Here is a 26,752-nt window from a genome sequence, read left to right on the forward strand (position 1 = left end):
AGCGCGAGTTCGAAATCGAAGAAGCGAGCCTTATTCGATGTCAGCTATGCACCGACTGAAGCTTTCGCCTTTTCATATTCTTCTAAGTTTGCAATGACAACTGGCGTTTGTTTCGGGTCATCAGTCAACGTGATTGGTCCTCGTAGCGCAAATTCGTTTCGCATTCGTTTGTCGAAGTAGTAGAGCATCGCCATGCGTACCTGCAGAACCACGCGTCCGTTGAACATGCCGTAGTCGAGCTCGATCGCTTTCTGCTCCCACTCAGTCAGACGAGGGTTCGGCACGAGTTCAACAGCAAAGTTTGTGTGCCACAACTTGTCGTCTGCGGCGTCCGCGCCTGGGGCCTGCTCGTCACGCGCATCACGGCATCGAGACAGGAGGAAATCCTTGAACCGATTGTCGCGATGGCAAAAAGCTCGCATGTGCCACCTGAAACCGTCGGATGCGAATGCGTGCGGTGTAATACGACGCCAGACGGCGGTCGGGCCAGCGCTGCTGAGCGACTGATATTCAATCTCGACAGATTGATTTGTCCGGATCGCTTTCAGCACGGCGCGCAGCAACGGTGCGTCAACCCGTCGAGCCGGTATGGGCAACGTGGCAGTGACAGGGGCGTCGCCTAGCCACGTTTCCTCCTTATCTACGGTGTTCGCAGTCAAGGCACCCAACTGCGCGAGATAGCGTTCAGCGTCTGGTTTTATGAAGGCGCAATGAAAGCTTTCGGTGGCGAGGTACCGTTTGGAGCTGAGGTCGTAACGCAGGTTCTCGGGTGCGCCTTTTTGGTACTCGGTCAGATCATTCGACGCCTGCTGGGCCGACACACCGAAGTGATCAACGATATGAGACCTATTTATCGAACCCTGCCAGTACGCCGTAAAGTCAATAAATTCAAGGCGTTGTTCGGTTCCCCAGCGCTTCTTGGGAGATGCTTCGCTCATGCCAGTCCTCGATACGTAAAGAAACTTGATCCATCGTGTTTGTTTGATGTATCATGAAATTGTACCTGTCGAAGTCCGCTGTAGGGTAAAACCTGTGGTGCGGTGCAGCATGGGTGGTACGGGGTAGACGGGGGGCAGAGCCATTCCATATCCGAGGTGACCAACATGGCTGAAGCAAACCAAGATTTTAAGTATCTGATTAACGGGAAGCCGGCGAGCACGGACGACCCGACGCCAACTAGCGCGCAGATCCTGGCGGACGCCGGGTATGAGCCGGCCGATGACTACGTGCTGATCCAGCGCAGCAAGTTCGGTTCGCGTGTGGTGGCGTCGGACGACGTGCTGAATGTCGGCGACGGGCATGCCGAATTTTTCGCGTTCGAAGGCGGTGAAGCGTTCGAATTCACGGTGAACGAGCATTCGGTTTTTTGGGGCGAACAAACGATCCGCGTCGACCAAATCCGCTCTCTCGCCAACGTGTCGGAAGACAATGACTTGGTGTGGATTCGCGACGAAGCCGGCAATGAAGTCTTGAAGTCGGGCGATGTCTTTCAGCTGGGCAAGCGAGGTATCGAACACCTGCGCACGCACAAGCGCCCGCCGCCGTCGCTCTATGTCTTCTTTGTCGACGGTGTCGAGTACAAGACCGAACACGAGCGTCTGACCGGCGCTCAAATCACCGCGATGATTCCGGGCTGGGATCCGGCGAATTCGCTCGTGCTCGAGGGCGAGGGTTCCGAGCCGGATGAGGTGATTCACCCGGCGACCGTGGTTGAGTTCAAAGGACGCGCAACGCCAGCGCACTTTGCTATCGTTCCCCCGGCAACGTTTGGTGACGCATGAAGAGCGTCGAGGAACAATTCGCCGACGTGCAGCGGGTGTACCCCGGGGCGACGCTCACGTCGGTGGGCGGGGGCATGTACTTGGTGCGAATTCCGCAGGTGCCGTTACCCGACGGCTGGTCGCAGGCTTGCACCGAAGTGCGATTCATCGTTCCGAACGGCTACCCGTATGCAGCACCGGACTGCTTCTGGGCCGACAGCTCGCTTCGCCTGAAGAACGGCGCGATGCCACAGAACGCGAATGTCGGACAAACGATGCCGGGCCAACTGGACGCGAACACATTGTGGTTTTCGTGGCACGTCAACCAGTCATGGAACGCGTCGAAGTGCACGCTGACGACGTACGTGAACGTTATCCTCAATCGTTTTAAGGCGGTGCAATGAGCGAACTCGTCATCAGCGCACCGACGCTTCATTATCTCAATGAGTCTCTGGGCGCTGCTGTCGAGCGCGGAGCGGTCCTCTATCTGACGCGCGACCTCGACGGGGACCGCTACCTGGTTAGAGAGGTCGAACTCGCCCAGCCCGAGGACTGTTTGCACGCCTCGGCTAGCGAGATCACGTTTGCGCCGCAATTCCTCACGCGCGTGACGAGGCGTGCACGTGAGGGGGGATTTTCGCTCGCGCTTCTGCATACGCATCCCTCGGGCTACAACGATTTTTCCCCCGTCGATGACGAGACCGAAGCCGGTCTACAGGGGTTCATGTCCGATCGTAACCCCGCGCATGAGTGTTTTTCAGTTGTGCTTTGCGACGGCCACGTCATCGCACGGACGTTTGGCGCAGCCGAGCGCGTCAATGTACGCATCGTCGGCGCAGAGGTACTGCTCCCTGGTCGTTCGGGTGAAATCCAGCAGGACGAACGCTATGACCGGCAGGTGCGAGCATTCGGCGAGGAAGGCCAGGCGATTCTCAGCTCTATGACAGTCGCAATTGTCGGCCTCGGCGGGACCGGGTCGGTTGCCGCACAGCAACTGGCGCATCTGGGTGTGGGTTCCTTCGTACTCGTCGATTCCGACGTAGTCGAGAAAACCAATCTGAATCGCGTGGTCGGAGCCATGGAACAGTCGGTGGGCCGCAAAAAGGTGGATGTGGCGGCGCAGATGATTGAACACATCAATCCCAAAGCGCGCGTCAGCCGTTATATCGGCTCAGTTATCTCCGGCGAAGCGTCGGCGCTGCTGCGAAAAACCGACTGCATATTCATTTGCACCGATTCCCATTCGAGTCGGGCGTTTGTTTCCGAGTTTTCCTATCAATACCTAGTGCCTGCCATTGACGTTGGTGTTGGCATCAACGCGCTCGACGGCAAGATCCAGGCGATGACCGGGCGCACGCAAATGCTCGCGCCCGGGTTGCCTTGCCTCGTGTGCAGCAACGCACTCGACTCGCGACGTATTCGCGAAGAGCTGATGACGGATGCACAGCGCGCCGCTGATCCGTATTTCAACGAGGGTGGCGTGAAACAGCCTGCGGTGATATCACTGAACAGCGCGATGGTGTCATTGGCCGTGACGATGCTTCTCGGCGCATTCACTGCGATTCCCGCTCGCGCGCGTTGGCAGTCATACGACGCAGTGACCGGTGTCGTCCGGTTGCTTAGGACCTCACCGCAACTGGATTGTGGCGTCTGCGGCCCAGATGGTGTTGCTGGTGCGGGTGACTCGCGCCGTCTGACCTTTCTTCCCGCGGAGGGACGGTGAGCATTGCAACTAACATCCTCTGGTATGGCGTTGCGCCACTGCCTGGTACGCGAGAAAAGCTCGAAATTCGCGGCTTCCAGGTCATGGAGAACCCACCGTCCGAGTCTGTTAAAGACTCGTTGCTTGGCGCGACATCGGTCGTCGTTGTCAACCAGCTGTCAACGGACTCGAATGAGATTGCGGCGCTCTGCAAGCTGATTCCGAGGTTCATCGATCACGGCATCCGCATTGTGTTCCTGGCGGAGGACCGGGCGGAAAGACTGCGGATTCGCGAACAGGCTCTCGTGCAGGTGAGCCCAGTTTATCCGTGGGACAGAGAGGTTCGCTTCGCGCCCAATCTTAAAGGGATACATTTCGACCATATCGTTCGATTCGAACGTGGGCCGAAGTGGACGGGCTGCCACATTAAGGAGATTGGCCCGGAGGAAAAACTGACGGAGGACGAGCGACGCCTCGTCGACCGGGCTTTCCCGAAGGCGCAGGAAATACACTTGCGAAAAATCGCTCCGGGTTTCTCCGGTTCGAAGGTATTCATGGCGTACGAGAAGCGCCTTGAGGCTGAGAGCTCGGTTGCCCACTGGACGCAGCCACGACTCGTGAAAATCAACAAGCGTGAACCGTTGGGTAGAGAGGTTCGCGCGATGGAATTGGTCTCTCCGTTTGTTCCGTTTGAGTTACGGCCGAACCTTGAAAGATTCGTCGAAGGGTTCCATAAGGCCGTGTATGTTGCCGACTTCGTGGACAAGTCAGAGTCCCTCCTTGATGCGGTGCGCGCTGGGCGCGCCGAGGCTGCTATCTCGAACCTGTTCAACCGGACATTGCATCGATGGCGGGACCGGGCAAGACAGACCATCATGTCTGATGAGCCGCTCGTCACTGCTGCTGAACGGTTGAAGATGATCTCCCCTCAAGAGATTCAGCACGAGTATCTTGACTCGGAACCCATCCAACGGGAGCAGATCGACCCGGTGGGCCTCTGGCAGTCTTTGCAGGATATTAAGTTTCCGCATCGTGTCGCGACAATACATGGCGACCTGCATGGTGAGAATGTGCGGGTACGAGGGGATGACGCGATCCTAATTGACCTTGGTGCGGTCAAGGGAGATACCGAAGTGGGGATGGGCGCACCGCTCTGCTTTGACGTCGCGATGCTTGAAGTTGCCCTCGTCTTTACTTATCGAGGTTCCGAGGATGGACCGGATGTCTTTGACCAGTCGGAATGGAAGGGTGAAATAACCCCATACTACACTCTCGACGCGATACTGAGCAGTTGCCCTCACGTAGAACTCGAGCCGAAACCGGACTCCTGGCTCTTTGGGTGTCTTCAGCGTATCAGGGCGTTCGGCATTTATGAGCAGAGCGATAGTTTTGAGTATCCGATTGCACTTGTTGTAGCGATGTGGCGTTGGTGCAAATTTCAGGCCGCATCCAATGCAGACAGGGGCCGTCGCGTCGTCGCGTTGGAACTCGGCGCAAAGCTTAGCGAAGAAATTATAAGGAAGAGGAATCGTGACTAAAGCACTGCGAGTTCGCGACCGAGGAACCGTCACACACCGGCATGCCGCAGACGCATTACTGGAGGGGCCGGGAGATTTCGTTTTGGTGAACCGGGGCGTGCCTCGTTCATTGGTGCTAGCATGCCCTGATGGTTGTGGCGAAACGCTCACGATCAATCTTGATCCGCGTACAGATAAAGCATGGCGCCACTACCGAAAGCGCAATCAGTTGTCAGTGTTCCCGTCGGTTTGGCGGGACACTGGTTGCCAGAGTCACTTCATCATCTGGCATCACACTATCCTTTGGTGCGACGGCTCAGACGACGGCGAAGAAATTGTTGTCGAGGACGAGATCGAATTGCGCCGGCGTGTGCTTCCCTTGTGCTCGGACGAGTGGCAGCACTTCACAACGTTAGCTGAGGCATTGGAAGAGGTGCCATGGGATGTGAATCGTGCCTGTACCCAGCTCGCACGAAGAGGTTTTCTCGAGGAAGGTCAACGGAAACAGCGCGGCTTTTTCAGGCTTACCGCGAAGGAGTGAAGCTCAGATCGTTTCCGTGCACGTCGCGGGGACGATTCAACTCTAGCGAGCGACATCGTTCGCCGCTTTACGTCTCCGATAGCCCTGCGCAATCCCCGGGCTTTGTCGAGCACAATCGTTTCCGCATCAACGCAGGCGAGCTCAGTCGGCTCTCTGGAGCGATAGAGCTGTGTTTCGGAGGATACTGGGACTTGTGTCAATGAATGTCGTCGCCGGGCGGAGCTTTCAGGAGATTTGAATGAGCCGTGTTCTTCGCGAGGAAAAATTCGTTCAGTACAACGGATTTTATGGAAAGCCGAACTGCAGATCGGTGGTATTTCAATTGTACGAAGGGGCGTGCGTCACTTGTCGCCGGCCGATTGAAGGGGATAATTTTCACGTCGCGCACATAATTGCGCGGAGCCATCCAGCGTTAATGAAGAAATACTTTTCTTATCTCGATGTCGATAATTTGCTCAATCTGAAGCTGTCTTGCCCGCGTTGCAACAGCAAAGAGAGCAATTTCGTTGTGGACGCACTCATGCTGCAAGGTGCTTTCAATTCGTCAGCTAGAATCATTTCATCCCGACTTGAATGCGTGCTGGAGAAATTGCAGACGGTCGTAAAGCGTATTGAGATGAACGGTGCAGACCCGAGGATATGCACTGATGTACTATACATTGATGCTGACGAGATTCGGGCGTTAGCGGTTGACTGGCACGGAGCTCTGGTCGTCCCAAGAACTGAGCTTGACGCTCGCGTTGCCGAAGCGATGAGGAATAAGTTTGGGAGCGACGGCGACGCCTGGGATGCCTACCACGCAGTGGAAGAGGCTATTGGGTTTTTTCGAAACCATATGGAGATCAGAAGCGGTGGTGGCTACTCAATTGATTCTGATGGAAGCCTGCCTTGGTTGAATGAGGCAAAGGGGAAGCTATGCCGGGAAGGGGAGTTTCGACCTATTCGAGAGACGGTGCTGACGGCTGGCCTGATTGATGGAATTTACCTGGATCCAGATGAGCTGAGTGAGCGCGGGGGCTTGTTGTTTCCACTGCGGACGGAAGTTCAACGGTGGTTCCGCGATATATTCGCCACGATAATCCGGGCGCAGCATAAACTCGAGCGGGGCGCACACAAGAAATACCACGCATTGAATGAACATGAATGGCATGCTATTTGTGAGTGCTTCGACAAGCTCAGCGTCATTGAATCCGGCATCGGGAAAGTCGGAAAACGTTTAAAAATTCCCGACATCATCGCCCATTTCGGGATGAGACAATACAAGCTGTGCTTTGGAGAGGACGATGTCTCAGTTTCGGACGAAGTAAGGCACATGTGCCGTGCAGTTGCAACAGATTCGGCGTGGGGAGACGGCGTTTTGATGCTTAAGTCCAAGCTTCGACCATGGCTGGCGCGCGCATTCTCAATTGCAGACCGAGCGGTGGATCAGGCTATCGGGACGAGGTTGGTGTTCGTCGGTGATGAAAGGTCGTTCTACCGTCGATGGATGCCGAGATTGCCAAATCTCGACGGAAAGACCCGAGAGGAGGTCCGCCTTGAAGCTTCTACACGGTCGACTCGATTGAGAAGAAGGGCAGCCCACTGAGCCATCGCATGATCGGCGAAATGCGCGTGCGCCAGCTCTCTCCGAAGGCGCAGGACACCTATTTTCTGTGTCACGAGTTCGCCCGGTGTCTTGATCGCTCGCCCAACACAACCACCGGACCGGCGGCGCTATCAATTCTGTCCGGTGGATCGGTAAGTCGCTGCCGAATATTTCCTGCCCCAGCGGCCAGCACTGGCCGCAACGTTGGACGCGGCAGAAAAAACGGCCGCAGCCGGCCTACAGATCATCAGTATCGTGGCGCGCCGAGCTGTTTCTGCAGCCAACCGCCGTCGGCCAAAGCAAGCGCCAGTTCGGCGGGGAATGGCTTCAGTCCCAGCCAGTCGTCGTTGGATGTATTGCCGGGCACGCTTCGTCCGCCGCAGAGCGCGTCGAGGTCTGATTGCTTGACGTGCTTGGGGCCGGCGCCAGCTCACTGCACGAAAAAATAGCTCGGCCGCCTAGGCTCGGTGACGCGGATGAGCCACCCGCTGCCGTGGCGGCCTCCCATTCGCCCTGAAACTTGTTTGACACGGCTACCCCCTGCTTGAAAAAGTCCGTCGAGCGGGCGGTGCATTCTTCGGTAGGATTGCTTAGTGGTTGGGCCATTGTTCCTCCTGATACCGTATCGATTCCGCGATCAACCGGCTGGCGAGGGCGTAGCGCTGGCGCGTCGTGGCTTTCCCAGCCAATACCGTGAGTCGGAGGATTCTTTTCTTGATTGCCTCGCCGTATGCCTCGATGGTCTCGATCTCGCTGAGCTTGCATTCGGCAATCAAGCGAGCAGCTTGTGCGGCGGCCGGCGCTCCTTGCGGTACCGTGTAGGTCCAGCCCTTGCCGATGATCACGTTGGCATGGTAGTCATCGAAATATGGGTGTAGCCATCTGTAGATGCCTGCTCCGGCGAGATAGCTTGAGGACGTCAAGCTGCCCTGCGCGCCGAGATCCCTGGTGTTCTTTTCAACGTTGCAGGCATGACAAGCGAGCGCCAGATTGAGATAGGTGAAGGCCCACCGGCGGTACTGCGCTTTCGATTTGTCAAGAAAATGTTCGATATCCTCGTAGACATTGCGCCGTTCAATCAAAATGAGTCGACGGCAGTAGATGCATCGACCTTCCTGTTCCGCGCGTAAATTCATGCGCAGCCTTCGTTTCAGGTCGCTCAGTGACGAATGACCCCAAGTGATTTTTTCGGCGAAGAATAATCTGAACAAGGGGCGATTTTCCTTCCTCCGTAGGATCATGCGGTTGAGGTTTTGGCCGTCGGAAAGTCGAGCTGGTCCGAGCGTCATGCGAGAGCCTCCCGCGCTTCCTTGATGCTTTCCAGCGTTAGGTACAATGGATCGTCCCGGTCGAGCTGTACGTTCATCGCCAGAAGGCTATCGGCCGCGTCGCGGAAGGGCACTGGGCTGATTTGCATTTCGACCATAGTTTTTAGGCATTCTTGGACGAGCGTCAGGAACGAGATGGCGCGCGGCGAAATCAGGCCGAATTGCTCTTTCAAGACTGTGTCACTCGTATTGCCAAACATCTCCGAGTGCGACCACTGTTGGCTTGAGGCGAGATCAAGGACGTAGGTCAAGCTGTTTTTTGCGCCCGCTACAATGAGCGGGGAATGGGTTGCGATGATTAGTGTTGAGTTACTAGAAATCTGGGACATCGCCGTCCAAATGTCGCGAATGATGGATCCCTGCCACTTGGGATGTAGCGAGTTTTCCGGCTCGTCAAAAATGACAACTGACGCGTCAATTACGCTGAACGCCATAGCAAGGACAGACAGAGCGTAGCTGCGTTCTCCGGAGCTCAGATCCGCTATATCGAACTTTTGGTCACCTTTGGTAAACGAGACCCCGCTGACATGCACCTTGTTGTCCTTGAGTTGGCCCACTCTCGTCTTACAGCCGCGCTGTTTTAGGAACGGCAGGCCTAGATCGATTGCGATATCCAGATTGTCGGAAGTTGTATGAGGTGCGATGTCCTTGGTGTTGCGTCCGCGGCGAAACTTAAAATGGATCATGTGACCCAACGAGATTGACTCGAGCAGGCGCTTTGCCGTTGCTGCGCGTTCTGCCCAGTCAGCGCAGTCGGTCATCAGAAATTCGGCAAGGCGGCGGTATGGGGCAACCTCTGAGAACATGTTCGAATTGGTGCGCCGCCCGAAGTACGCGTAGGCCGTGCCGTCGTGGTGCCGTGGAAATTTGTCTAGTACGGTTCCAGACAGGCAGATTAGTCGGCTCACGGCAGACGAGCCCGAATGCATGTTGCTGAGATAATTTTCTGTCATACGCGCTAGAGCGCGTGTCTTTCCAGAACCGTTTGGGCCCGTCAGAATGAAGATCCGGCCATCACTGGGCAGCCGTTGTAGCAGCGTTGAATCCAAAGTCTTGTCCTAGTTCCGAGACGTCGATCACCCGGTGGCAGGATCAGGTAGATGCCTGGCGTGAGCTGGGTCGCTTGCAGGGTGAGGTGCGCGGTGCGTCGCATCGTCGTGCGCCTAACGACTTCGGATGCCAATGACTTCACCCTACGTGTGTAGGGAGGGTACATCATGTTGGTGTAGGTCGTATCCGTGTGACCACGGTAGGCTATTCAGCGTGCGACTTCGCCATCCCTTATCGCCTTCTCGTTTGCTGGGAAAGGTGGCTTTTCTCGCTTCTTGGGCTTGTAGCTGCAAGCAGGGAAGTTAGAGCAGGAACGAAACTCTCCGTAGCGCCCACGACGCAAGACCAGAACGCCTCGTTTGCACGAGGGGCATTCTTCCTCTTGAACGACCTCGCCGTCGGTGTCGGTGATCGACACCGCGCCGTCCTGCTCGAGTTCACGCAAGAAGTTGGAGCACTGACCGCGTGCCGTGAACATGGCCACGCTACGCCGAGCCCGGGTCAGGGCCACGTAGAACAGGCGACGTTCCTCTCCGTTAGGATAGTTGTCCCCGGCGGGCATGGCCAACGCCAGTACCGGGTCGTCAGCGCGCGTGTTCGGAAAGCTCCGGCCGCGTAGCACGCTCAGCATTTCCGGCAAGATCACGTAGTCGGCTTCGCTTCCCTTCGATCGGTGGACGGTGAGGAACGACGCATCCACCCAGCGCTCGAAGCGGGCCTTGTTGGCCGGGACGTACTGTCGATCGGCGTTGTACCGGCCAAGCACGAAGACCGAAACCTTCCCACCGTGCCCGGCGGGTATGCTGCCGTCGCGGACCCCATAGGCCAGTTTCATCACGAACTGATCGATGGCGTTGGCCAGCTTTTCCTTGTTGTCCACCTGAAACGCCTGGAGCACGGGTCCGATGGCGGGGGTGACGGACGTCACGCGTTTGCTGATCTGCGTTGGATTCTTCGACACGAACCGGCTGGACACGTCGCACAGCGCTTGCGGACAGCGGAACGTCTGTTCGAGCTTGAGAACTTGCCCGTGGCCGAACCATTCCCGGAAGCCGGTCATCACCGACACGTCCGCGCCGGCGAAGCGGTTGATGGACTGCCAGTCGTCGCCCACGGCGAACAGGTGTCGCCCAGGCTTCTGAACCAGGGCGCGGCACAAGCGGGCCCGAGCCCGGGAGGCGTCCTGGAACTCGTCGGCCATGATCAACTCGTAGGACGCCTCGTACCGACCGCTTTCCAGATGCTCGGCCGCTAGGTTCAGCATGTCCTCGAAGTCGATGCCGTCCTCGGCCGCCAGCGCAGCGTCCCACGCTTTGATGATGGGCTCGGCGATGTCGAGGAACAGGCGGTGCCTGTGCTTGAACGCATCGTCCGGCAGGGCGTCCAGGCGTTGGCGCAGCGCCGCCGCGGTCAAGCAGTTGCTTTTGGCGTGGCTGATGAACGTTCTCACCAAGGTCACCAGTTCCGCTGCCTCCATGGGTTTCTGACCGCCCGAGGGAATCTCGCGATCCGGGTTGGGGTCGAGTTGGACGCCCCGGCGGGTCAGCTCGCTGGCGAGGTGCTTGAACACGTCGCCGGTGCGGACCTGGTGCGACGTCGTTTCGATCAACGACGTCCCACGTTCCCGATGCAACGTGCGCTTCCAGTCGACGCCGGTAAGGTAGTCGCCAAAGTGTGGCGGGGCGTTGCCGTTGGCGTCCAAGGCGAAGTGCTCGTGGTACAGATCAATGCCCGGGTAAAAGAAGTCCGGGCGGTATTGGCGATGGTCCTCGTCGGCGGTCTTGAACTTGTACCGCTCCTCGTAGAGGTAATCCACGCCGTTGTAAAACAGCCAGTTGGAGAGGGTGGCCTCTTCCTGGCTGCGCACGCGCTTCCCGTCGGCGGTGAGGGTTCGGCCGTTGCCTTGATCGTCCCAGACGTCGGGTGAGCCGTTCGATCCGAACGCAGGCAGATCCTTGCCAAACACGAACCGGAAGAGGTCCCATTGGGTTCGGAAGGTGGCGGAGCGGTCCTTGAGCTGATCGACGATCTCGGTCAGCTTGCTGATGCCGCCGGCGGTGTCGGTGGCCCAATCCGGGACGTCAGGCTTTTCCTTCGTAGCCTTGCCGATGATGCCAAGGCCAAGGGCATGGAAGGTTGAGGCTTCCACCGCGACGTCGTCCATGCCCAGCCGCTCGAACGATTTGGCGGCACGTTCCGCCAGTTCGACGGCGGCCTGCTTGTTGAAGGACAGCATGACGATCCGTTTCGGCGCGACGAAGCCCCGGTTGATCGCGTAGGCGGCCTTTGCCACCATGGTGGACGTCTTGCCCGAGCCGGCCGACGCAACGACCTGCACGCGGTTGTCGAAACAGATCACCGCTCGCGCTTGCTCCTCGGTCAGCGGCTTGCGCTCAACCCGGTCGAACAGGTCCTTGCACGCCGTCAACTCGCGCTTCGTGTGGGCCGCGTTGAGGGCGGCCCAGTAGGGGCGATGGTTGGTTTCCCATTGGACCAGGGAACGCTCCACATCGGCAGCTTCCTTTCCGAGCCTGGCGTTCACGTTGGCCTTCGTCATGCGCGCACGAATGGCCTTCACGTCGATGGACGGTCGGGCCGCTTCAATGGCCGCCTGCACCTCGTGTGTGATCCATCGCCGACCGGCTTCTGCAGCCTGCTCTAGCTGGGTCTTGTGGTCCAGCCAGTCGAGCACGGTCTGATGTGCGTCGCGCACGAACGCCACGTCCTCGCGGACTTGCTTCTCGACCAGCGCAGCTTCCACAGCACTGGTTAAATCGGTCCCTCGGGCGTTGGGCAGCCCGTCTACCTTCACGGCCCGCGAGGGGCCTGGGTGGAGCGTGACGTCGGTCCAGAACACGCCCGGATTCACCCGGTACGAGCCGGCGTCGTCGACGTTGACGGCGTGCGTTTTTCCATCCACCGTCAACGACAGTTTCAAGCCTTCAAGGAAGAGGCGCCAATCCGGCGATCGTGTCAGTTTTCGGCCCCACGTGGAGGGAGCCCATTCTTTTTTCATCGTCTACCCTGCAATAACCCCGGAAAACCGGTCTCGGTCATGCCAGAGACCCGGTCGCGTCATGATAGCCTGACGCTGCTTTGCAGGCGGGCCGCGCATGCCATGCAATGAGCATCGGCATCACCCGTTGGCACGGCATCGGAGGTGGGGTTTTCGGGTCCGTCGGATCTCACCTCGGCCCGTACAGCTTTTCCTCGATGGCCGCGTCGAGCCACGCGACAAACTGCTCCACGGTGTCGATCGTGGCTTCGAGGGAGGCCTGGCTCACGTGCACCGTGGGCGGCGCCAACCAGGTCTGCGCGTCCGGGTCCAGGCGATCGAGCAGCTCCACCTCGCGGGCGTCCAGGAACACCGAGCGCGCGGCGCCCGGTTTCCGGTCGGCGTGCTTGGGCCGGTTGGTGGTGATCTCCAAGTCGTGCTGGATCCTGTTGCGGGTCAGCACGATGTCTTCCAGGACGGCGATGGGCACCGGGCCGTCGGCGAACGGGATCTTGAACGCCTCGGTGAATATCGTGTCGTAGCCCCGCACCCAGCCCTTCCTGAACACGCGTCTGCGGTCCTCGGGGCTCAGCTCCTCGCAGTGGAGCCTTACGCGCGTTTGCAGGTACGCCTGCAACGCCGACGCCAGCATGCACAGGCACGCATGGCCTAGGACGTCGATCGAATCGTTGGCCTCCTGCCATTCGACAATGAACGCGGGCTCTGGGTCCTCCGAGTACGGCGGAACAAACGGCTCTTCCTCATTCTCGATCCTGGTCCGACGTTCGACGAAGGGCGCCGACGAGCGGGCGTAAAGCTGCCGGATGAAATCCAAGCGTTGGTTCAGAAACCAGGCCACGTCCATGGCGGTCCTTCGATTGCAGGTGTCCGAAACGTTGCGCCCGGCACCATGCGCGGCACCGGGCGGATCATGCGTTTACGCGGTCTGGCGCGATCGCTGGGCCTTGTGGTTGGCCAGGAAGGTCTCGATCCCATGGGTGCGCGGGAACGCCTTCTTCACGGCCTCGTGCGTGACCGTCCCATCGTCAAGCAGGCGGGTCAACTCGTCCTCCCAACGCACCAGGCGGTGGGCGGTCAGGAACTCGTCGACGTCCGTGGATCGCTTGATCCCCCCGACGTCGTGCCCGCTGGCGATGTAGAGGTCGGCGACCGAGGCGGTGCCGCTGGCCGTCGGGATGTCGACGGTGGCCGCGATGGCGATGATGCGGGTCAGCAGCCTTTCCTCTTCTTTCGCACTGCCGTAACGGGCGGAGGCCATGAACACCTGCGAGAGGTCGCTGCCGTAGGCCCCGCTGATGAGCAACATATCCTTGCCGGCCTCGAACAGCCGGTCCGAATGGGTGTAGCTCGGGGTGTAGACGATCCGGCGATACCCCTGGGCGTAGGCGCTTTCGATCGACGGCAGGTACGGCAACGCCCGGATGGCTTCAGGCACGTCCCAGTCCTTCGACGGGGTGGAGCGGTGCCGGGGCATGACACGGACGGCAGGGCCCGCGTGCTCGGTCAAGGCGAGCGACGCCGCCACCAGGTGAATCGCGGCGTGGTCCTCGATGGCACCCGAGCCGAACAGCACAAGGCCGCTCGTCTTGCCCGCCAAGGCGTCGCGCAGCGGACCGAGCACCGAGGCCGGGAACGCGTCCGTCGTGGCCACGGTGGGCACGTGTTCGATGCGTGGCCATGACCGGGTGAACGGCGTGACCGCTTCCAGTTCTCCCGCGTCCGTGACGACGCCGATCAGCGCAGTGTCGTGGTCCGTGTGGTTGGGGCGTGACGTCACGATCAACTGGACGTCCTCGTTGATGGTGTCCGGCGTCGGCGTGTCGAGAAGGACCGCGATGCGATGCCCGGAGTTCAGGGCATGGTTGCAGGCCATTTCGAGGCGCTCGCCCGCGTCGTTCCACGACTGCTGGTCGAGCTTGAGTGGCCCGACGACCAGCAGCGTGCCGCTGGGCACCCGATCGAGGCCCGACGACCACAACCCGTAGTCGCCCAGGTCGATGCTGCCGGACCATCCGTTGCCGGCGCTCTCGGCATAGACCAGCGCGCCGTCGGTGGCGTCCTCATACGCTTCCAGAAGGGCGTCGATCGCGTCCGAGGAGGTCGTGACGTAGACGCCCGGCACGGGCCCCGTCGGCCAGATCTGTGGGGCACTACGGGCGACGACCGCGCCGGGCGGCGACAGGGCGACGACCAACTCCTGCGGCGACATGTCGACCGCGAAGCGCTTCTTCAGACGGAACGCCAGGCGGCCAGTTGAGGTGGTGTCCAACTCGGCCGCGGCGACGCGTTCGGGGAATGCCATCACCTCGGGCCAGTTACGAAGCCCGGGCAGCGCTGCGATCAGATCGAGCGCCTGGCCGTGACCAAGGGAGGGGTGCGTGGGCTGCAAAAGGCCGCGGACGAGCCCGGCCAGCAGCTTCAACTGCTGCGTATCCATTGCTTTCTCCAGGGGCGGCAAATCCGGTGCACGCTTTGCGGACCGCCCATCGAAAACAAGGACTATGGAATGGGGTAGGTGCGGTGAGACATCGTCTTCGTCATGCCCCGAAGGGCGCGTGCGGCAGGCGACGACAGCCTGTCACCACTATATCAGGAATACAGGGCCGTTCGGCACAAGATCAGATAGTTCTCGTACACCCGTGCAAACTGCGCTGCGAGCTTGTCGAGTTCGGTCGCATCCCCCAGGTCGTCAGCGTTCGGACGGTCCCGAAACTGTGCATGCACAACCCAGATCCGATCGGCCGCCTTGCCGTACAGCGATGTGCGGTCGCCCAGGTCCTCCGACAACGCGTCGCACGCGTTGTACAGTCCGCGAAACGCTTCACGCAGCGTCTCGTCGTAGAACGCGGTGGCGAACCCAGTGCGCGGCCTCTTGCGTTTCGGTGCCTACAATGGCAAGACGTTCGAGGGCTATCCGAACCTTCGGGCTGACGTATTCGCGTCAAGGGGCAGACAGGAGGAGAAAGGGGGCGATTGGACTGATCGACATGATCGTTTGGGCCTCAACAACCGATTTTCGTTTATTTGACGCGTCAGGCTATGTGAGTGCCCTGCAGCTGCTTGGCTGCGTTAATCAGGATTTCGCGTCGATCGAGTGCATCCATCGGAGCAACTGGCTGACCTTCACGGTCCCCGGTGCCCGAGATCCATCCATTCTCGAAATGGAACCAGGCAGCGATTTTCCACGAGTCGGCGACGGGGCCGAGTGCTTCCAGAATTTCCTTGATGATCGGCAGCGGGTGGCATGTTGCGTCGAATTGGTAGGCGGCAAAGTATTCCTTGCCGCCGATGGACACGCTGAAAATGCGACCGCGACGCCTCCAGTTGCTGGCCGGCTGCGCCCTGTTAGCGGGGGACTTGGTCTGGAGCGCATTGATCTGCTCTGCGGTGAGCCAGTCACCTCGCGCAAAGACCGCGCGCATGGTCTCCTGACGCCGAATGCGTTCCTCGATCAGGGGCGCGGCCGGCGCCGACAGTCCGGTGATCGCGGTGGCAAGATCGTCCGCCCGCTGGATAATCACTTCCTCGAAAGGTGTTGTCGTCAGCACGGCTGCCACCAGATCCTCCAGGCCTCGTTTCAGGGACGAAACGATCGCTGGATCGGTGCCGGCCGGCAGGCTTAGGCTGAGCACAAGATCCGCAGTTGGGATATCAGTGGTCTTTGGGTCTTGGACTTGGATCATGGTTACCTCATTTGATTACTTGCAGCCCCTGGTATTTCGGGGCTGTGGTCATCTCGGTCATCCAACACGTGCTTTGCCAGCAAGTCGCGAACACGCTTCATGATCCAGGCGATCTCGGCCGGGGAAATATCCCACTGTCCCAAGGAGACCTTCTTGGTTATTTCGGTTTCGATGCGGGAAAGCGAATCGGACTGTGACTGCAACGGGTCCTCGGTGAATTTCCTGCGGGTGTAGGTTGCGAACTGTCTGGCGAGATCTTCACAAGCATCGTATCGCGTGAATAGTTCTTCGTCGGTCGGCCCTGAGATAAGCCGGCCGCCGGCACGCCGGAGTAAGAGTTTCGGTCGATACCCGCCAATGGCACCTTGGGGGGACTCCCGAGGAAAGTCTTCAGGAATGGTTGGGTAGCTCATCGTTGTGACCCTCTCGACAGCGCTTCGGATTATTCATGTAAGTACACGGCGGTGCGATTTGGTAGGGATCAGATTTGATGCCGGTAACACCGGTGGCACCACCAATCGGTAGCAATCTGCTTTATCGGAACAATGAACTGCCACGCGAACACCGCCGCGAATATCAAAACCGAGGCGAGTCCGATGGATCGCGGCAGGACCCACGGTGTGACAAAATCTGCAATTACTGCGGCAATGCAGGCGATGAACGCGTCTACGTCGGGCCAGCTTCTCTCGTTTGTGCTGGTCGATTGTCTGGGTGTCGCTTGCTAATACGGGGCCATCGGAGCCTTGGGTTATTGCTTTGTCGTCCCCACCAGTTCCGATCGGGTGCGTTCCAGGGTGGGTGGGGAAAGCTTGCCCTTCCGGTCGAGCGCAATGAATTAGGCGCCCGACAATCTGGCGATGACGTTCTCGCACAGGGAACAAGCGGTTCGGACGGGTGCACGGATGTTTCGGTCTAGATTTTATTTGCTGCCGGTCTCTCTCATCTCGCCATCATGGAATCGCTCCACCGGGAGGTGCTGTGACCCTGGAGTGCCTTCCGCGCCGGCCTCGTTGTATGTAGATAAACTGAAGTCATCCCGGGAGGGGGCGACTTTGGGGAGGGAGTGTATTTTGCAGTTACTTAAAATATGGCGGTGGAGCAAAAATTCCATCTTGAGGAGTTTCTGCAATGCAGCAAAGGCGAAAGTACCATTCTCGCCGGAGATCGATATTCGATTCTGGAGTACGCATCATATGGTCATCGTTTGCCTTGATGCGAAGCCGACGCGAGACCCCGCGCGATCATGAAATGATCGCGACAGAGAGGACTTCATCATAGTTCAATGAATATTGATGCGCGTGCGTAGCCGTGACATTACTGTCGCCGCTTCCGGCGCCAGTTTTATTCTTTGGGGCATCGACTGCATTTCACGGTAATTTTTCGATCACGCCAAACGCAAAGCACGACAATGAAAGAAGATTTTGAGGAGCTGATGGTGTGGGAAAAATAACATTCGTTCGGAATTTTCCGGTTAACGGGGATCGGCATTAAATCGGGCGAAAATGTCTTTATAACATTTCTAGATTGATAGTGCTGGTGGTCGCAGAAATCATGAAATGTTTCATAAATGAAAATCGGGATTTTGATTGGCCGGCTATTTTGGGAGTGTTGTGCTAAATGCTTCTTGATAAGAAGTAAGATGGTGGCCGCGACTTATGCGTCGGTAATGGAAGAGTGCATTCTGACGCTTAAATCGTGCCCTAATCGCATCGATCAGATTACCGCACGGGTACGTGATGATTCCGGCCAAGAAGTGGCTGGGGAAGGGAGCTTGCAAGTGACGCGCACGCTTTTCGGTGTACAGCTATGGCGTGCGCCGAAATTTTACGGCGGTATGGTCGATTGCTTGAGTTGCAGGCTAAAAAAGCAATGCGTTCATCCTTCTCATATTGTAAATGTCATTGCATGATAATTGCGTAATCACGATCGCAATCAGTTCTGCCACATTCACGTTTCAACGGACGATGATGTTAAAATTCCGGGCGTCGTCTCGATATTGGCGACGGGTCCTACGATATTGTTGGTGGACTGGTGCGCTCCATCTATGGTCGGAATTTAGTGCGAGTAGCGATGCAATGGCGCTATTGTGATTGGTAGGCTTATATGAAGCGAATTGCGAACTTGAGTGCATTTGAGTGCAAGACACCGCCTAAGACATCGTCCGAAAGAGTCGGCTGCATTCTCGAACCATAAGTTCATTTGTCGATTGGACTGAACAAGGTCATTGATTTGAGGTGCGCATCACTCTGTATCATCTCTCACGCCCGTGCAGCAACTTTTTCGACTTGAAATGCGGCCAGATGTTCATAGACTCCGACCGGTGGAAAAGGTCTACGGTCCCCGTCTGGAGTCTTGCGGTCGTATCTCGACCAATCGTTTTTGGGTGATGAGCCAGCAGAGGAGGCGACGACGATGAATCAGGGCCGTCAGAATCGGCCAGGGAAACTGATTGCTTGAAACTAAACGGGCTCCCGGTCGGCAAACCGGGAGCCCGTTTGTCTCGGCCTAGTATGGCAGAGCGTGAACTCACTTCCTGTGAACTCATACTCTGCCCAACCGGCCCGTTTGTCAAGAGCCAACGAGCGGAGGCAGGTATGAACACGTCTATGTACTTTGTCGACGATGCAATGTCGTCCATACGCCAAACGATCTGCGCCACGTACGGCGCGTATGTCGGCGCGGAAGTGGTGTCAGATGTCACGCAATCGTCGATTGACGACGCACCTAACGATGAAGGCCTTCCCCCACAGGAACGGCTGTGGCGTGCAGCAACTATCAACCGCGAATTATTCGAATTGTCACGGGACCCGACACGCCTATACGACGGGAGCGGCTCCAGCTTCGCCTAGCCGAGCTTGCAAATGGCCGTCATCACACGCTTTTGATGCTCCGCGGGCCGGATGATGTGGGCGCCCAGCTTCGCGCGGCAACCTCGACCGCGACGCTGTGTGCTCAACTTTCAGAGCGATCGGTCTTTATCGGCGTTGACGGAATCGACCAGCGACTCACATCACCGAGTTCGGTCGCGGCCCAACTGGCAACGTTAGTAAACGTCGGCGCAACAATCGTCTGCACCGTTGATGGTCGATATAGCGACGCTCATTTGCTGATGTTTCATCTCCGCACGCTTGGTATCACAGTGGTTCGGGAGAATCTGTGCTCCTCTTCCGTAACGGAAATTGGCGTAACTCCGCGGTTTCCCACTGTCCACACTCCGGCGCTGACCGCGTACGTGGCTCGAAAGCATGCCGACTCATTTACGCAGATTGACGTCGCCGACGGCACAGTGCCTGACACGAGGCCGAAATCGAAGCGATGCCGGCTCGATGAATGTGCAGCGCGTTTCGCTGCGGCCTACTGCAATCCTTTTGCCATCAGCCGCCTTCTGGCAGAGAGGAAGTGGTAGTTGGGTCTGCCCGTCACGGCATGGAATGTGACGGGCTGTTTGCGCAGCCGCGACAAATTGCAGTCCCTCCATCCACGGTTTCAACGTTGAGCTCAGTCGGTGCGAGGACGAAACAAGTCGATTGCGTGAAGGTCGACGGCACGGCCCGCTGCTGTCGGGCCGCGGCTAATGGAAGCCTGGCCGTCGCCGAATGATATGAAGGAGGCTGGTCATGACTAGCAGAACCGTTCGTATGCGTCGGACCACGATGGAACGCAAATTGAAGGAGCAGGAGACTGCGAAGAGAGAGGGGAGGCACGAGCGCTGGATTGGGACGCGCGATATGCCGGGCGTCGGTATGAAAACGCGATTGACTTCTTCGAAAACCGGCCCGCGAGCAATTCATCTGCTATCGGATGGAGAGAAGGCTTGTTTCCTCGAACTCTGGTGGGATCGACGCATATTGACCGTATACGACCAGGTAATGCTTGAGCCAGAAAAGACATTGCGGGCAGCTGCGCGTGCGGGCGTGGATCATCCGCGGTATCCGGATACGGGCGATCCAGTTGTACTCAGCACGGACCTTGTAGCGATAGGTGAACGGAACGGTCGGCTCTACAAGCGTGCTATTTCGGTCAAATCCTCAGAGAGATTCGGTACGACTGACAAGACGCCCAAGCAAAAAATAGAAGAGCAATATTGGCTAGGTGAGGGGGCGCGGTTTGAGATCTTCAAAGCCCATGGGATGCATGCAGCACGACACAAGAATCTCGGCTGGTTACTAAAAGCCGAGAATGACATGCTGGGGCGGGAACTGTCGGAAGCCGAAGAGATCGCGCAACGGGAGCTATTGCGACGTCTGCGAAAGTGTATAGACGCTCGTGTTGTCGACGCCTGCGAGGCGGTAGAACGCCAGTTTTCACTGCAGAGCGGTGCCGGCGCGCAAGCCTTTCGTCAGCTGGCGGCGAAGAGAATTGTCAGTTTTGACCTTGAATCGAAAAATCCCGTGCTCGTCGTTGTTGAAGATTTGCGTGTGAACGTTAGATTGTAAATGTGCAGTAATCCAAAGTAATACGGAATTGATAGATAGTAAAGGAGGTTGCTATGCTGAAAAAGGCGACCTGTCCGTCGTCCATTGCAATGGGAGATGTACTGAAGAAGCGCAATGGAGACACGATTTATATCGTGTTGAAAACGGGCGACGGACTGAGATGGACGCACCTGATTGATATCGAGCATGGGAAGCCGGAAAGTACGCATCGTGCTAGCCCGTTCAAACTGAAAACCGACGAGGTCCTCAGACGACTGTCGTTCAACGTCGAAGACGACGATGCACTTGACATCATTTCGAAGTTGCCAGTGAGCGTTGCAGAGCGGCGTCGAGCCGCGACATACGTCCCGAACCGGCGGTCGAAGGAAAGCCTCGAATGCGTCGAGGAACCTGAGAGGTATCGGGGGTGGGTACTCATCCGACGGTTGCTTACGTTCGATAGGCAACCTGACGGCGACTTGCAACCAGAACCGTCGCTTCATGGTGATGAGCATGAGGCGTTGCTTGAACGGTCGACTCGCGCGAAGCGGATTCACCGTTTTATCGCGATGTATCGATATTCCGAGGCTACAGTACGACGCGTGCTGCGGCGCTTCTGGCAGCGCGGTATGACGCCTGCCGCCGCCGGAGACGACTATGACTGCTGTGGCGGGAAGGGAAAAGTAAAGAATTTCACATTGAAACCCGGCCGGAAGTCACGCGGCAAAAGTTTGAGCGGTCCCGCACTTGATGAGGAGGTTCGAAAAATACTGGCGATAGCGGCAGACTACTATTTTACTGCTGAGTACAGGAAGGGGCCTCGAGCGTCTAAGTCGATGGCGGCGGCAGTCCGTTGGGTCATGACCTTGTTTGCGCGTCGAAAAGTCTTTGATGCAGACGGCAGGCTGGTGGACATGGAGTTTGTCGAAGGAGCCAGCATAACGCCAAGGCAACTGCAGTACTACATTGCGCAAACTTATTCGTACAAGGATCGTCGGGTGCGCAAGGTGGGAATTCGACGCTATCTGCTGCATGAGCGGCCACTGACTGGGCGACTCTCGAACACGCGGGGACCGGGTCAACGATTCCATATTGATGCGACGATCATTGACGTGTATCCCGTTTCTCGCATCATGCGCAGCATCGCGCTTCGCAGGCCTACGTTGTATCTGGTTGTCGACGACTATTCCCGCATGATTGTGGGTGTGCATCTGACGTTTGACCCTCCTTGCTGGAACGGGGCAATGATGGCTCTCGTCAACGCTACTAGTTCCAAGGTCGAATTCTGTAAAAGGCTCGGACTCGACATCACAGAAGGTCAGTGGCCTTCGGAGATTCTCTGCGAGGAACTGTATGGTGACCAGGGTGAGATCAGTAGCGTGCACAAGGCGCAGCCACTCCATCGAGACTATCGGGTGGAGATATTGAATCCTGAGGCGTATCGACCCGACCTGCGTGGTGTCATAGAAGTGCGATTCCGCCTTCTGCCGGCGACGTGGATGCCTTTGGTCCCGGGCGCAGTCGAAAAAGACTCGTTTGAAAGAGGCCGGGTACACCCGGCTCTCGACGCGGCACTGGACATCGGACAACTGCTTCTGATTGTAGTGATGGCGATACTTAGTTACAACACCCGGGCGGTGACAGGCTATCCGACTCCACCCGAGATGGTCGAAGCGGGAGAAGCGGCGACGCCACTGAACCTCTGGAAATACGGTATCAAAGTCAACGGGCGTGGCCGTAAGGTCGATGTCGCGGAATTCCGCTCGAAGGTCATAGCCCCAGAGAAGGCGGTCATCGTGGCCAACGGCATCAAGTTCAGGCGTGTCATGTACGCGTGCCCTCTGTCCTTGATAGAGAGGCAGGCCATGTTTCGCGCCGAGGGGAAAGAAACGATCGTTGACGTGACTCCCGATTCCTCCGACGTCAGCAATATCAACCTGCTCGGTCTTGGGGAGCCGATCGCGTGCGCTCTGCAAGAATCTGAGCCAGACTGGATGGCAGGATTAACATACCACGAACTTGAAGTCTATCGATCTGTCAATGCAGCGAACATTGGGTGCCACGAAGCCGAAGTGCAGAAGAGTCTCGCGATAACCGAATACAACATCGCAGCTACAGCCAAACAGTCCGTGAAGCAGACGAAAGCGGCATTGGAAGCGGCCGGACTGAGGCATCCTGATATAAATAATATGGATACCGAAACGTCATGTGAGCGCGCTGATGAGCGAACTGAACGCGAGATGGACGAACGTAGCGAAGCACAGGACCCTACATTAGGCGCGGTGGGCATTCGACAAGCAGATGCCGCCATGAGTGGCAAGGATCGCAATAGCTCAATAGTCGAAAAGCGTAGCAAGCCATTCCGGCGTGTGACTGGGGGCCTTACCCGTTCGGCGCGCCCTCAGGCGGAGGATCATCGTGGCATCGATCCTCAGAGTGCAGGCGCCGACATCACTGACTTGTCGGAAGGTAGCGGTAGCTCAGATTTCGGGGCTATTTCAGAGCAGATTGAGGCCGGCATGCGCGACCTGTTCGATAAGGTTTGACTCGTAGACGAAGTACTTGAAGTTGCAGCCGAAATGGACATTGCTGTTTCGAGCGATGCATGAGCGAGCGCGGCGCGTCCTGGCTTGATTCGCAATAGTCGCACTGTATGCATTCACTATGTCGTTGAGAAGATGTCCGATTTTATTAAAGGAGGGTGGCCGGTAGTCTCTGAATCTTTTTGATTGGACGGTTTATGGCGATGTCGCATCAACATGCCTTTAACGGAGGTTGCCATGGTAAAGCGTACCGAAGCAAACGTGAACGAGGTTCAGGTGAAGCCTCAGCCGGTAAAGCAATGTATCGAAGCAGTCGAGGCTCAATACTATGAGGGTGATCTACTTCCTGAGCATGCGAGCAACCCCTTGATCTCTGCGCTGGGCCCATACTGGCGCATCGAAGATATCGTCCGCGAATTGAGCGTTCCAATACCATTCTCTCAGGATGAGAGGTGCAGGTCAAAAGAGTACCGGACAAATGCGGTTGCGCGGTTGGGAAACTTGATCGTGGGGTTGCCGTCTCAGGTTGAAGTGGTTTCAACGGTACATCTACTCATCAGGCAGCACTACTCTCAGCAGTCTATTCATAAAAATGGAATTGACGGGATCAAGGAACGTTATGGAATCTCGGCGGACGGTCGGCTGACGGCAGTCTATCCTCACGAGAGAAGCCATGCATACTGTGCAGGGCTCTTTGGCATATCCGGCTCGGGAAAAACTACCGTTCTGGATTCTGCGCTCAGGCTTCTGCCGAAGGTTATTCATCACTCAAGTTACGGCGTCACGCAGGTCGTCCGTATCAAGATTGACTGTCCACGAAGCGCCAGCCTGAAGGACACGCTTCGGCTTCTGCTCGCAACCTACGATGACCTTCTCGGAACGCACTATGAGAAAGAAGTTGGCAGTCGTGCAACGGTTGCCGATTTCGCCAACAAGGTCCATCGCGTCGCGCGGAGACATTTTACGGGACTTATCGTACTCGACGAAATCCAGAACGCACTCTATGCAGCGGCATCGCACGACCCGCTGTTCGATTTCTTCGTCAACTTCACAAACGTCGTTCAGGTTCCGGTTCTTGTCGCAGGGACACCCCGCGCGGAGCGTCTTTTCCGTCGGACACTACGATTGGCACGGCGAGCTAGCAGCGGAGGGGTGACCAATTGGAAGGGGATTACCAATGAGCGGGATTGGGATCGGTTCTGTAAGGAGCTGTCGAAATATCAATGGCTATCTAAAGCGGCGCCGCTATCCGCAGCCGAGCGAAAATGCCTTTGGCGACTGACTCAGGGGCTCCCGGGATTGGCAGTTCCGCTGTTCCAGCTTGCGCAGTATGCGGCCATTGCGTGCGGCGAGGAACGCCTCTCGGTGCGCATGTTTGTGCGGGTATTTGACGAGAAAATGTCTTCCCTGAAACCGATCATACGCGCCATTCGTTCGGGCAAGAAAGTGGCAATGATGAAATATGACGATGTGCTGGGCGATACGTTGAACGATGTCGTTGCCGAGATGAAGACAGAAATGCAGCATAACCTGTTCTACGATGAGGCCATTCGACATGACAGGTTGGAGACTGGCCTCGATGCAGTTTCGTCCCTGATGCTTATCGGCATTCCCAGGGAGACGGCATCGTCGATGACTGCGCTTGTGCAAAAACACCACCCGAATGCATCTCGCGAACAACTAATCCACGAAGTTTGCGTCAAGTACTACGGCACGAAGTCTTCAACGTTATCGCGCAAGTCGTCCAGCACATCGGATGAGGAAGCATCGGTTATTGGCTGATTGAGAGTGATGGGGGGCGGATGTCAGGGGCAGTCTTGATCTACCTGATATCAGTATCCCTTATCGATCGGAGCGGCGGCTATGGCTATCGCATTGAGAAGGCCACGAGAAGATGAGCTTCTCGTCAGTGTTTTTGCGGAGTATGTCAGCGACGAACGCGTTGCACATCAGGGCGCTTTTTTGCGTCGTGTGCTGGGTTATTGTGCCACTTCCCTGTTCGATATGGCTGGCGGACTGGACAGGCTTGCGGAGGAGACTGCCGACTATTGGCGACTGACCTCCGACGAGATTACGCGCTGCCACACAAACTATCCCTATCACACGGCAAGTTGCTCGGCGAAGGTGGCGGAAGAGGTGCGCTCAGCGATGAAAAGCCGGGTCGCAGGGGTGAGGAACAGAAGAGGTCTGGGCTTCGGGAGGTTCAACCGGCTGGAAGCTTTCCGGTACTGCCCTAAGTGTGCATCGGATGATGTGGCGGCGGGTTATCGTCCATTTTTTCGAATGTCACAACAACTGCCCGGCGTCGCATATTGCGCCCGTCATCAGGTTCCCTTGTTGATATCTCGAGTCGCGGCGAGTGCGCCTTTCGACGGAGCGAAACATTTCAATGACTATTTAGAGGGAGGGCGGTCGATCGATATTGACGTACCTGACGTCGAGAAGATGAGGCGCCTCGTTCGAGTCGCCGAGTTTTCGGAGGAGATATTGCGCGGACGCGTCGGAGAGGCTGGGTTCTTTCAAAAACAGGATATGTACAGGGAGCGGCTCAGGGGGCTGGGCTATTCGTGGAGAGGTGCATCTGTACATATCGACCGGCTCTCTCAAGATTTGGTCGAGTTTTATGGAGCCAGCTACCTCGGGTGGATCGGGCTGTTTCGCGAGGGGCAAAAAACGCGCGATTGGGTAGTTCCACTGGTGTGTGCGGGGCAAGCTGTTCCGCCTACAGTTGCTCATGTGCTCCTGGAGGCATTCCTTCAGTCCGCGGAGCGGACAGAACGCAGTGCATTGAACAGTGTAGTCGTGCGATGCCCGGCAAGGTTCGGCAAGCATGCGGATTCGAGCTTCGAAGGGCGCGTTCAATTCGACGCTGACCTCAGAACGGGACGGGCTGTGTGTGTCTGCGGAACGAAATTTACGTTTGACGTACGAGATCGGCACGCGGCCGTGCGTCGCATTTCTAGCTATGGGGAGTCATATCGTAGCGAAGCCAGAGCGCTACTCGAACTGGGCGAATCTCACTGGACAGTCGCAGAGCGACTGGGTGTCAGCATCATGACCGCAAGGCGTTTGACGTCGCACACTCCGGCCGGGGAAGACTGCGCTTCATATGACGACATTCGAGCGTGGCGGACTGAATGGATCATTGCGCTTGCCGGCACGCCAGGCTCTGTAGCCGCGGTGTGCAGGAAGCAGCATCGACCACTTTACCGACGACTTCTGCAATATGACCGAAAGTGGGTACAGCAGAGTTGCCTGAATCAGTGCACGACTAGCTCGAGACGTATCAACTGGTCAGCTCGTGATGCTGCGTATGTGATTTCAATGAGGAAAGCATGGGAGACGCTCAGAGCAATAGAGCCTCCGAGATGGGTAAGCAAAATCAGTATCTTGATGCTGTCCGGTGTTCCGCAAGGCACCAGAAATCAGCTTTTCAAGCTGCCGACCTGCAACAGCTTCCTCAAGGCTCATACGGAGTGTCGCGGAGACTATTTGCGTCGTCTAGGTCAATGGAGCGCTGGGCATCATTATGGAGATCGTGCAAATACTCGCAACCTAAACACTACACGGATCGGGGGCGGGAAACCTGGCAAGCTATGTTGAAATTTGAAG

General features: G+C 57.4%; 20 protein-coding genes. 11 read left to right on the forward strand and 9 right to left on the reverse strand.

All coding sequences use genetic code 11. The features are described 5' to 3' along the window. Positions 1-44 precede the first annotated feature (44 nt). Entirely contained in the window at positions 45-938 is an 894-nt protein-coding gene (locus VXM69_RS25400; RefSeq protein WP_367189414.1) for a WYL domain-containing protein, read from the reverse strand. A gap of 165 nt (positions 939-1,103) precedes the next feature. Here VXM69_RS25400 and VXM69_RS25405 point away from each other — a divergent pair, with 165 nt between their 5' ends. The 6 genes from VXM69_RS25405 to VXM69_RS25430 all read left to right on the forward strand — a co-directional run bounded on the left by VXM69_RS25405 (position 1,104) and on the right by VXM69_RS25430 (position 7,105). Further along, on the forward strand, positions 1,104-1,781 hold the full coding sequence (locus tag VXM69_RS25405) for a multiubiquitin domain-containing protein (RefSeq protein WP_321968087.1): 678 nt from the start codon (positions 1,104-1,106) through the stop codon (positions 1,779-1,781). Then, entirely contained in the window at positions 1,778-2,164 is a 387-nt protein-coding gene (locus tag VXM69_RS25410) for an E2/UBC family protein (protein WP_321968086.1), read from the forward strand. The genes VXM69_RS25405 and VXM69_RS25410 overlap by 4 nt, the downstream gene beginning before the upstream one ends. Next, on the forward strand, positions 2,161-3,483 hold the full coding sequence (locus VXM69_RS25415) for a ThiF family adenylyltransferase (protein WP_321968085.1): 1,323 nt from the start codon (positions 2,161-2,163) through the stop codon (positions 3,481-3,483). The genes VXM69_RS25410 and VXM69_RS25415 overlap by 4 nt, the downstream gene beginning before the upstream one ends. Beyond that, entirely contained in the window at positions 3,480-5,000 is a 1,521-nt protein-coding gene (locus tag VXM69_RS25420; protein WP_321968084.1) for a hypothetical protein, read from the forward strand. The genes VXM69_RS25415 and VXM69_RS25420 overlap by 4 nt, the downstream gene beginning before the upstream one ends. Beyond that, positions 4,993-5,520 (forward strand): DUF6527 family protein, encoded by a 528-nt coding sequence (locus tag VXM69_RS25425; protein WP_321968083.1) that lies wholly within the window; start codon positions 4,993-4,995, stop codon positions 5,518-5,520. Before VXM69_RS25420 ends, VXM69_RS25425 begins: the two co-directional genes overlap by 8 nt. 238 nt (positions 5,521-5,758) lie before the next feature. Further along, positions 5,759-7,105, forward strand: coding sequence for an HNH endonuclease (locus VXM69_RS25430; RefSeq protein WP_367189415.1), 1,347 nt, complete (start codon positions 5,759-5,761; stop codon positions 7,103-7,105). Between the two features lie 590 nt (positions 7,106-7,695). Here the strand turns inward: VXM69_RS25430 and VXM69_RS25435 are convergent. From VXM69_RS25435 to VXM69_RS25470, 8 genes are all read right to left on the reverse strand, one after another. Continuing rightward, entirely contained in the window at positions 7,696-8,394 is a 699-nt protein-coding gene (locus VXM69_RS25435; protein ID WP_321968081.1) for a hypothetical protein, read from the reverse strand. Continuing rightward, positions 8,391-9,482: an AAA family ATPase gene (locus VXM69_RS25440; protein ID WP_367189416.1), complete on the reverse strand. Its 1,092-nt coding sequence runs from the start codon at positions 9,480-9,482 to the stop codon at positions 8,391-8,393. Before VXM69_RS25440 ends, VXM69_RS25435 begins: the two co-directional genes overlap by 4 nt. 209 nt (positions 9,483-9,691) lie before the next feature. Further along, positions 9,692-12,499 carry a UvrD-helicase domain-containing protein gene (locus VXM69_RS25445; protein WP_367189417.1) on the reverse strand — a complete coding sequence of 936 codons (2,808 nt, stop codon included), beginning with the start codon at positions 12,497-12,499 and terminating at the stop codon, positions 9,692-9,694. Positions 12,500-12,668: 169 nt separating this feature from the next. Then, positions 12,669-13,343, reverse strand: a complete 675-nt coding sequence (locus tag VXM69_RS25450; RefSeq protein ID WP_367189418.1) for a hypothetical protein — start codon at positions 13,341-13,343, stop codon at positions 12,669-12,671. 72 nt (positions 13,344-13,415) lie between these two features. Next, positions 13,416-14,936 carry a hypothetical protein gene (locus tag VXM69_RS25455; protein ID WP_367189419.1) on the reverse strand — a complete coding sequence of 507 codons (1,521 nt, stop codon included), beginning with the start codon at positions 14,934-14,936 and terminating at the stop codon, positions 13,416-13,418. A 152-nt stretch (positions 14,937-15,088) separates the two neighbouring features. Further along, positions 15,089-15,286 (reverse strand): hypothetical protein, encoded by a 198-nt coding sequence (locus VXM69_RS25460; RefSeq protein WP_321968076.1) that lies wholly within the window; start codon positions 15,284-15,286, stop codon positions 15,089-15,091. Positions 15,287-15,531: 245 nt separating this feature from the next. Further along, positions 15,532-16,182 carry a hypothetical protein gene (locus tag VXM69_RS25465; RefSeq protein ID WP_321968075.1) on the reverse strand — a complete coding sequence of 217 codons (651 nt, stop codon included), beginning with the start codon at positions 16,180-16,182 and terminating at the stop codon, positions 15,532-15,534. 2 nt (positions 16,183-16,184) lie between these two features. Then, a complete protein-coding gene (locus tag VXM69_RS25470) occupies positions 16,185-16,595 on the reverse strand; it encodes a hypothetical protein (RefSeq protein WP_321968074.1) in 411 nt (136 codons plus the stop codon). Between the two features lie 1,154 nt (positions 16,596-17,749). On the opposite strand from VXM69_RS25470, the gene VXM69_RS25475 reads away from it, so the two are divergent. The 5 genes from VXM69_RS25475 to VXM69_RS25495 all read left to right on the forward strand — a co-directional run bounded on the left by VXM69_RS25475 (position 17,750) and on the right by VXM69_RS25495 (position 26,743). Next, positions 17,750-18,091, forward strand: coding sequence for a hypothetical protein (locus VXM69_RS25475; protein ID WP_367189420.1), 342 nt, complete (start codon positions 17,750-17,752; stop codon positions 18,089-18,091). 1,708 nt (positions 18,092-19,799) lie between these two features. After that, complete coding sequence (locus VXM69_RS25480) at positions 19,800-20,618, forward strand: TnsA endonuclease C-terminal domain-containing protein (RefSeq protein WP_367189421.1); 819 nt, start codon at positions 19,800-19,802, stop codon at positions 20,616-20,618. A 53-nt stretch (positions 20,619-20,671) separates the two neighbouring features. Further along, complete coding sequence (locus VXM69_RS25485) at positions 20,672-23,143, forward strand: integrase (protein WP_367189422.1); 2,472 nt, start codon at positions 20,672-20,674, stop codon at positions 23,141-23,143. Positions 23,144-23,377: 234 nt separating this feature from the next. Next, on the forward strand, positions 23,378-24,922 hold the full coding sequence (locus VXM69_RS25490; protein ID WP_321968069.1) for an ATP-binding protein: 1,545 nt from the start codon (positions 23,378-23,380) through the stop codon (positions 24,920-24,922). An 81-nt stretch (positions 24,923-25,003) separates the two neighbouring features. Then, a complete protein-coding gene (locus VXM69_RS25495; protein ID WP_367189423.1) occupies positions 25,004-26,743 on the forward strand; it encodes a TnsD family Tn7-like transposition protein in 1,740 nt (579 codons plus the stop codon). Positions 26,744-26,752: the final 9 nt, after the last annotated feature.

The sequence above is a fragment of the Burkholderia sp. Ed8 genome (assembly GCF_040761425.1).
Classification (GTDB): domain Bacteria; phylum Pseudomonadota; class Gammaproteobacteria; order Burkholderiales; family Burkholderiaceae; genus Burkholderia; species Burkholderia seminalis.

Excerpts from the sequence above, each read along its gene's own strand:
- VXM69_RS25400 (WP_367189414.1), bottom strand. The coding sequence starts at position 938 with ATGAGCGAAGCATCTCCCAAGAAGCGCTGGGGAACCGAACAACGCCTT.
- VXM69_RS25405 (WP_321968087.1), top strand. The coding sequence starts at position 1,104 with ATGGCTGAAGCAAACCAAGATTTTAAGTATCTGATTAACGGGAAGCCG.
- VXM69_RS25410 (WP_321968086.1), top strand. The coding sequence starts at position 1,778 with ATGAAGAGCGTCGAGGAACAATTCGCCGACGTGCAGCGGGTGTACCCC.
- VXM69_RS25415 (WP_321968085.1), top strand. The coding sequence starts at position 2,161 with ATGAGCGAACTCGTCATCAGCGCACCGACGCTTCATTATCTCAATGAG.
- VXM69_RS25430 (WP_367189415.1), top strand. The coding sequence starts at position 5,759 with ATGAGCCGTGTTCTTCGCGAGGAAAAATTCGTTCAGTACAACGGATTT.
- VXM69_RS25435 (WP_321968081.1), bottom strand. The coding sequence starts at position 8,394 with ATGACGCTCGGACCAGCTCGACTTTCCGACGGCCAAAACCTCAACCGC.
- VXM69_RS25445 (WP_367189417.1), bottom strand. The coding sequence starts at position 12,499 with ATGAAAAAAGAATGGGCTCCCTCCACGTGGGGCCGAAAACTGACACGA.
- VXM69_RS25450 (WP_367189418.1), bottom strand. The coding sequence starts at position 13,343 with ATGGACGTGGCCTGGTTTCTGAACCAACGCTTGGATTTCATCCGGCAG.
- VXM69_RS25455 (WP_367189419.1), bottom strand. The coding sequence starts at position 14,936 with ATGGATACGCAGCAGTTGAAGCTGCTGGCCGGGCTCGTCCGCGGCCTT.
- VXM69_RS25465 (WP_321968075.1), bottom strand. The coding sequence starts at position 16,182 with ATGATCCAAGTCCAAGACCCAAAGACCACTGATATCCCAACTGCGGAT.
- VXM69_RS25470 (WP_321968074.1), bottom strand. The coding sequence starts at position 16,595 with ATGAGCTACCCAACCATTCCTGAAGACTTTCCTCGGGAGTCCCCCCAA.
- VXM69_RS25475 (WP_367189420.1), top strand. The coding sequence starts at position 17,750 with ATGAAAATCGGGATTTTGATTGGCCGGCTATTTTGGGAGTGTTGTGCT.
- VXM69_RS25480 (WP_367189421.1), top strand. The coding sequence starts at position 19,800 with ATGACTAGCAGAACCGTTCGTATGCGTCGGACCACGATGGAACGCAAA.
- VXM69_RS25485 (WP_367189422.1), top strand. The coding sequence starts at position 20,672 with ATGCTGAAAAAGGCGACCTGTCCGTCGTCCATTGCAATGGGAGATGTA.
- VXM69_RS25490 (WP_321968069.1), top strand. The coding sequence starts at position 23,378 with ATGGTAAAGCGTACCGAAGCAAACGTGAACGAGGTTCAGGTGAAGCCT.
- VXM69_RS25495 (WP_367189423.1), top strand. The coding sequence starts at position 25,004 with ATGGCTATCGCATTGAGAAGGCCACGAGAAGATGAGCTTCTCGTCAGT.